Source organism: Clostridioides sp. GD02404 (assembly GCF_045898275.1).
GTDB classification, from domain to species: domain Bacteria; phylum Bacillota; class Clostridia; order Peptostreptococcales; family Peptostreptococcaceae; genus Clostridioides; species Clostridioides difficile_A.
In genome coordinates this window covers 167,086-174,066 of the sequence record NZ_JBJOCA010000005.1, presented here as the reverse complement: position 1 = coordinate 174,066, position 6,981 = coordinate 167,086, and the positions used below count along the sequence as shown (strand labels likewise).

The window sequence follows — 6,981 nt, the reverse complement described above, 5'->3', positions numbered from 1 at the left end:
TTTAGCTACTAACTCACGACTAAAGTCACAAGTGTGCGTAGCTATTTTTTAATCAACTAAGTCTCTTTCTCTTGTTACATATTTCTTTTCAGTTAAATCATCAACCATACTAGTTAAACTGCCTTTTTCTATATTTAATTTAGAGCATAAATCAGTCATACTTATTACTCCATAATTTTTTATAAATACTAATGCTCTTAATTGTGTTTTATTTACATTATAGTCTGGTGCAAATTTTTTTAGGTCCTCTAAGTATAGGCTAGAATAAATCTTAGGAAATGTTTTTACTAGAAAACTTATGGTATCTTTTACTACATAGTTCATACAATCACCTCGGTTGTTTTTAAATTTATTAAATTATCTAAATAACTTTATTTCAGTTTACATTAAAAATATTGCAAGCACAATAGTTTTTACTGAATGTTTAAATTTAATTAGTAATCTTATTATTTTATTTAATTTTATTTATATTATTCTTATTAAACACTATTTATATAGCTATTTTCTTTAATTCATGGTATAGTAAATAAGGAAGAACTCTTCATATCGATGAAGAGCAGACGCTAGCCCATTAAAATGGCTATCTTATTTATAAATAAGATAGCCATTTTTGATTATATTTTATCTGTATACTTCTATACTCTTAAATCCACATCTACTTTTCCTAAATCTTCTTTATAATCTTTTATAGCTGGTTTTACAACTTCATTTGCAAACTCCACAACTTGTTCTGGTGCTCTACCTATAAAGTTTTTTGGGTCCATTATAGATAATATTTCTTCTTTGCTCATTTTAAATGAATCATCATTCATTATAAGCTCAATTAGATTATTATCCTTACCTTCATGTTTAACTCTATATGCAGCTTTCATAGAGTATTCTCTTATTATCTCATGTAACTCTTGTCTATCTCCACCTCTTTTTACAGCTTCCATAAGTATTGTTTCTGTAGCCATAAAAGGAAGTTCCTCATTTACACGTTTATTTATCATATTCTCGTATACTACTAAACCATCAGTTACATTTATGCCTATTTCAAGTATTGCATCTGCTGCCATAAAAGCTTGAGGTATAGCTAATCTCTTGTTAGCTGAATCATCTAATGTTCTCTCTAACCATTGAGTAGCTTGTACCATTGCAGGGCTTAAAGATTCAGAGATTATATACTTAGATAAAGATGCTATTCTCTCACTTCTCATTGGATTTCTCTTATAAGCCATTGCTGATGAACCTATTTGATTCTTTTCAAATGGCTCTTCTAATTCTTTTAAACTTTGTAAAAGTCTTATATCATTAGTCATTTTATGCATACTTTGAGCTATCCCTGATAGTATACTTATCACTTGATAGTCTAATTTTCTAGTATATGTTTGTCCACTTACTGCATAAGAAGAATTATATCCCATCTTTTTGCAGATTTTTTTATCTAACTCTTTCACTTTTTCATGGTCTCCCTCAAATAAGCTTAAAAAACTTGCTTGAGTACCAGTAGTTCCTTTAACTCCTCTTAATTTCATATTATCTATTCTGTAATTCAAATCTTCCAAATCAAGTATTAAATCTTGAGCCCATAAACAAGCTCTTTTACCTACTGTTGTAAGTTGTGCTGCTTGAAAATGTGTAAACCCAAGAGCTGGCATATCCTTATACTTAAGTGCAAATTCTTTTAAATTATTTATTAAGTTTACAAGCTTTACTCTTAGAAGTTTTAACGCTTCATTCATTTGTATAACATCCGTATTATCTCCAACATATGCAGATGTTGCCCCTAAATGTATTATTCCTTTGGCTTTTTCACACTGTAAACCATATGCTTTTACATGAGACATTACATCATGTCTTACTTCTTTCTCTATTTTTCTAGCTTCGTCAAAATTTATATTATCTATATTAGCTCTTAGCTCATCTAATTGTTCTTCAGTTATATTTATTCCTAACTCATGTTCACCTTCTGCAAGAGCAACCCATAGTCTTCTCCATGTAGAAAATTTAAATTGTGGAGAAAATATATAGCTCATATCTTTGCTGCAGTATCTATCTGTAAGTGGATTTGAGTACGTAGTATATTTATTATCTATCATTATTTAGCACCTTCCTTAAATCTTTTGTCATGTGATTAGTGTGTACAAATTAGTACATAAATAATTATATATAATTTTACGAACTATAACAAGGCTTTTTTATTTTTTGTTCACATTTATATATAGTATTTTTTATTTATTACTATTTTTTATTTATATCTAAATTATCTTTTTCAATAAGATAATCCACTATTTCGCTATCGACAAAATTTAATACATATTTATATCTAATTGCATAGTATTTGTCACTCCAACCAAGTTGATTTTTTACATCACTTTCATCTGCTCCAAGTCTTAAACTTATTGCTGCAAATGAATGTCTAAAGTCTCTTGCTGAATATTGAGAAAGCCCTGCTAAATCTAAAGCTTTTTTGACTATAAGTCTGACATTTCTATCTGTTATAGAATTACTTTTTTGAGTAGTAAAAATAAAGTCATCATTAGGTATTATTACCTCAGGAAGCCCAGAATAATTCCTATAATCTTCTAATAGTTTAAAGAAGTATGGATGCAACTTAACTACCCTCTCTTTTCTTCCTTTTCCCAGTCTCACGTACGAGTTATCGTTTTCATCTACCATAAGGTCTTTCCACTTCAAGCTAACCAATTCATTTAATAAACACCCAGTAGTAACTAGACAGACTATTATTACTCTATCTCTTATATTTAATTTTGGTAAAATACCTATAAGTTTATTTATTTCTTGTATACTTAGGACATCATCTTTTGTTTTTATTCTTGTTACTGTTGGTTTCTCTACATACCTAAATGGATTTATATCTATGTATCCTTCTTTCTTTAAGAAGTTATAAAAACTATGTAAATAACTATATATCTTTTCACAAGTTGATTTTGCATATTTGGTCTGTATATAGTCTACAAAATTTTTACAATCTTCTTTTGTCGCATAAATCAATTCTTTCCCTTTTAAGAACTCTTTAAACAGTATAACCTTTGATAAATAATCGTGTTTTGTATTTGGGTTTAATTTTGTAGAAAAAACATTAAAGGTTTCGTACTCATAATCATCTAGTATTTTTGTACTATACATAATAACTCCTTTCCTTCTCATAAAATCGTTATACTTTTACTATACCATATATTTCCCCTTCAAATATACCCCTTATTCAATAGATAAGCTCTAACTTTACTTTGTCAAATTATGAAGGTTTTATGAAAATATCAATCTTCCATTGTGCACTACACAGTACTATGGTATTATAAGTTAGTAAAAGGTGGCATTTTTTTGTTAATATATGAATAAAATATGCTACTATAAATTTGTATTGGAGGTATTTTGGTTTGGAAACATTTAGTTTGCTTGAAGTTTTTAAGGCAGTCATTTTAGGAATAGTTCAAGGAATCACAGAATGGCTACCAGTAAGTAGTACAGGGCATATGATATTAGTTGATGAGTTTATAAAATTGAATTTTTCAGATACATTTATAAGTACATTTTTGGTTGTAATTCAATTTGGTTCAATATTAGCAGTACTTGTTATATTCTTTAAAAAGTTAAATCCTTTTGATAGCTCAAAGAATATTAAACAAAAAAAAGAAACAGTTCGCTTATGGCTTAAGGTTATAATTGCAGTTATACCATCTGGAGTTATTGGAATACTTTTTGAAGATGATATAGATAGATTATTCTTCAATTCAACAGTAGTTGCTATTGCTCTTATTGTATATGGTATAATAATGATAGGACTTGAAAAGAGAAATAAAAGACCTAAGTATAAGGATTTTTCTCAAGTTACATATAAGTTAGCTCTTTGTATAGGATTATTCCAATGTTTAGCTCTTATACCAGGTACATCTAGGTCTGGTTCAACTATAATAGGTGCAGTGTTACTTGGTGCTTCTAGATATGTAGCTGCAGAATTTTCATTCTTCTTGGCTATCCCTACAATGCTTGGAGCTAGTGCATTAAAGCTTCTAAAAGCTGGATTTGGATTTAGTGGATTTGAATGGCTTATTTTAGGTGTTGGTTCTATAGTAGCATTTATTGTTTCAATTGTAGTTATTAAATTCTTTATGGACTATATCAAAAAACATGACTTCAAAGTCTTTGGTTATTATAGAATAGTCTTGGGTATAATTGTTCTTGCTTATTTCTTTCTATTCTAATGTATTCTAATTTAATAACAAATGATAAGGAGAAAAATTATGAGTGTTAAAAAAGAAATATTTGATTGGGCTAAGTCAATAGCTATGGCTATTGTACTTGCATTTGTAATCCTACAATTTATAAGACCTTCTATTGTCAGTGGAGAATCGATGTATCCTACTTTAGACGATAAAGACTATCTAATTTTAAATAGAATATCATACAAAGTTGGTAAACCTGAGAAAGGCGATATTGTCGTTTTTAAAACCAATTTAGTTGATGGCGATACAGGAAAGAAAAAAGACTTAATAAAAAGAGTTATAGCTACTGAAGGTGACAGTATAAAAATATCAGATTCCAAAGTATATGTAAATGGAAAGTTATTAAATGAACCATATATACACAATAATTACACTTCTGGAGATATAGATACAGTTGTTCCAAAAGGTAAACTATTTACAATGGGAGATAATAGAGAAAACAGTAATGATAGTAGATTTCCTGATGTAGGTATGGTTGATGAGGATGAAATTCTTGGTAAGGTTATGGTAAGACTTTTACCTCTTAATAATATTGGAAAAGTGGATTAAGAAAATAAGAGGCTGAATTGGTAAAATTTATTTTACACATCTCAGTCTCTTTTAATTTACTTATAGAAGTTTTTTCTAGTTCTCTTTTGATTCTGTGATAATTCTTATTATATCACTTGCATCCTCATTAAAAGTTGTTACTATACTTAAATAATCAGTTGCTCTACTCATAGCCAAATAAACCTTATTTAAATCTCCCACAAAGTCATTTACTTGGTAATCTTGCTCTGTATCATTTATAGTTTGATTATATAACATTTCTAGCTCACATATTATCACTGCTTTGTATTCCAAATTCTTTATAGAATATATATTTGCTATTGTAGTTCCTACCTTCTTACTTATATTTGTCAGATTGTCTTCTGCACATATATAAGGAATTTTTGCTTCTTCTAAAGCTTTTTTTAGCATGTATTGAAAATAAATAGTTTTTCCACTTTTTAACTTTTTCTTATTGTAAGGATATACAATAGCAACTTCAGAATAATCAAGCCCCTTTTTACCTATCAGGTATTCAATTTCCCATATTACAGAACTTATCTGGTCATCAAGGTCACTTACCTTTATTATATCAACAGATTTATTACCACTTCTAAGTGCTTCGGTATTAAAAAAAGTATTAAACTTTGTATTTGGTCTTAATTCATTAATATATGAGTTAGAATTATTTGAAAATTTATTTGCAAAATCTACAATCTCTTTAGCTTGTCTATAATTTCTGCTTAAGATAAGCTTATCATCAAACTCTATATTGCTATATAACGTTTTAAATATATTTAATCTATTAGAGATATTCAAAGAATTACAAGAACACACATTAAATATAAATTTGGTTTTATATAAAAACTCTCTTATAAAATCTATCTCATAATCTAAAAAACTTTCTGCTTCATCAACGAAAATAGCTTTAAACATATTTTTATTTTTTATAATATTCTGTGCTTGTTTTACTAGATTATTAAAAGTTTTTTCATAATCATTTTTTAACATATTGTAATCTACAATTAAGTTGTATTTTTTAGCGAGTTTAAATATAAAAGAACTAAATGTATGGACTTCTAAATTATTATTATCTTTATACAATAGCTCTATCCTCTCTCGAAGCTCATTGCATAATTGCTTTGTATGTGTAAATATGATTAATTTATGATGTGGATATACTTTTGCTAGCTTTATAGCTCTTGAAAGCATAATTGCTGTCTTTCCTATACCAGAACCACCTTCAATAAGTGTATTTCCATATTTAATAGAAACAGCATCTTTAATTTGAACTTCTTCCATCATAGTTGCTGTATACTTATAGTCATCATTATAGAAAGAAATCTTTTTAAATTTTTCATTTAAATGAAGTTTATCATTTATTATATAGTACTCTGAGCATATATCTAATAAAAATAAATTTAAATTTATTTCATCATTTTTTTCACTAAGAAATTCATCTAGTGAACCTTTATTCATTATATCTTGAAGCTTATTTTTATCTATTATATTATTATTAACAAATTCTCCAAACTCATATGCTTCTTCTACTTCAACATATGGCATAATGTAAACGTAATTGTAGCTTATATTTCTATTCTTTTGTCCCATTTTTAGTTTCAAAAGCTCATATTCCTCATTCATAACTTCAAGTAACTCTTCTTCCAAAATAAAAAATATATCTTCTGTTGTATCCATAAATTTTATAAATAAAATTTTTCCATCTTTAACATACAACAAATCAGTATTTATTCCTTTAAAAGGAGTAACTTTTGGCACTACTTTAACGTCCTCATTGATATCTTCGTAAAATAATTTCTCGAATTCTTTCAATTTTAGGGCGTCTAACTGAGAGTTTATATTTATGTATTGGCTCACTTACATTACCTCCTTCTGTTATACTTAATTATACCATTTTGAACTATATTTTTATATATACTTTTTATAGGCAAATTTAGTAAATAAATTCAAAATAAATACAAATAAATACAAAACTTTTGAAGAAAAATTGTAATAAGTATAGATACTTATTCTTATAAAATGTTTTATGTAAATAATAAATTTCATAATTAATTTTTAAAATGATAAGTAATGTCTTTAAAATTCCAAACTTTATCTTCTAAAAACATAAAAATTTATTATTAAGAAATGTAAAAACCTGCCAGAAACTATCTATTTTTATTAGCAGGTTTTATTTATAATCTTTACATGTTGATACTATTAT

The 6,981-nt window shown here is 27.1% G+C and carries 6 protein-coding genes; 2 read left to right on the top strand and 4 right to left on the bottom strand.

Going from position 1 to position 6,981, the window contains the following annotated elements:
• Positions 1-48: 48 nt before the first annotated feature.
• The 3 genes from Q3287_RS05225 to Q3287_RS05215 form a co-directional block, all read right to left on the bottom strand.
• A complete protein-coding gene (locus tag Q3287_RS05225) occupies positions 49-324 on the bottom strand; it encodes a MarR family winged helix-turn-helix transcriptional regulator (protein WP_407963618.1) in 276 nt (91 codons plus the stop codon).
• Between the two features lie 311 nt (positions 325-635).
• Positions 636-2,081, bottom strand: coding sequence for an adenylosuccinate lyase (purB, locus tag Q3287_RS05220; protein WP_407963617.1), 1,446 nt, complete (start codon positions 2,079-2,081; stop codon positions 636-638).
• 142 nt (positions 2,082-2,223) lie between these two features.
• Positions 2,224-3,132, bottom strand: a complete 909-nt coding sequence (locus tag Q3287_RS05215; protein WP_054269819.1) for a tyrosine-type recombinase/integrase — start codon at positions 3,130-3,132, stop codon at positions 2,224-2,226.
• A 251-nt stretch (positions 3,133-3,383) separates the two neighbouring features.
• Here Q3287_RS05215 and Q3287_RS05210 point away from each other — a divergent pair, with 251 nt between their 5' ends.
• Both Q3287_RS05210 and lepB read left to right on the top strand, forming a co-directional pair.
• Positions 3,384-4,208 carry an undecaprenyl-diphosphate phosphatase gene (locus Q3287_RS05210; RefSeq protein WP_054269818.1) on the top strand — a complete coding sequence of 275 codons (825 nt, stop codon included), beginning with the start codon at positions 3,384-3,386 and terminating at the stop codon, positions 4,206-4,208.
• A 39-nt stretch (positions 4,209-4,247) separates the two neighbouring features.
• On the top strand, positions 4,248-4,778 hold the full coding sequence (gene lepB / locus Q3287_RS05205) for a signal peptidase I (RefSeq protein WP_407963616.1): 531 nt from the start codon (positions 4,248-4,250) through the stop codon (positions 4,776-4,778).
• A 75-nt stretch (positions 4,779-4,853) separates the two neighbouring features.
• On the opposite strand, the gene Q3287_RS05200 is transcribed toward lepB, so the two are convergent.
• The gene (locus Q3287_RS05200; protein ID WP_054276323.1) at positions 4,854-6,635 is read right to left on the bottom strand and encodes a UvrD-helicase domain-containing protein; all 1,782 of its coding nucleotides are present in this window, start codon (positions 6,633-6,635) and stop codon (positions 4,854-4,856) included.
• Between the last annotated feature and the right edge of the window lie 346 nt (positions 6,636-6,981).

Bases quoted from the DNA above. Each gene is read 5' to 3' on its own strand.
- purB (WP_407963617.1), bottom strand. From the start codon at position 2,081: ATGATAGATAATAAATATACTACGTACTCAAATCCACTTACAGATAGA.
- lepB (WP_407963616.1), top strand. From the start codon at position 4,248: ATGAGTGTTAAAAAAGAAATATTTGATTGGGCTAAGTCAATAGCTATG.
- Q3287_RS05225 (WP_407963618.1), bottom strand. From the start codon at position 324: ATGAACTATGTAGTAAAAGATACCATAAGTTTTCTAGTAAAAACATTT.
- Q3287_RS05215 (WP_054269819.1), bottom strand. From the start codon at position 3,132: ATGTATAGTACAAAAATACTAGATGATTATGAGTACGAAACCTTTAAT.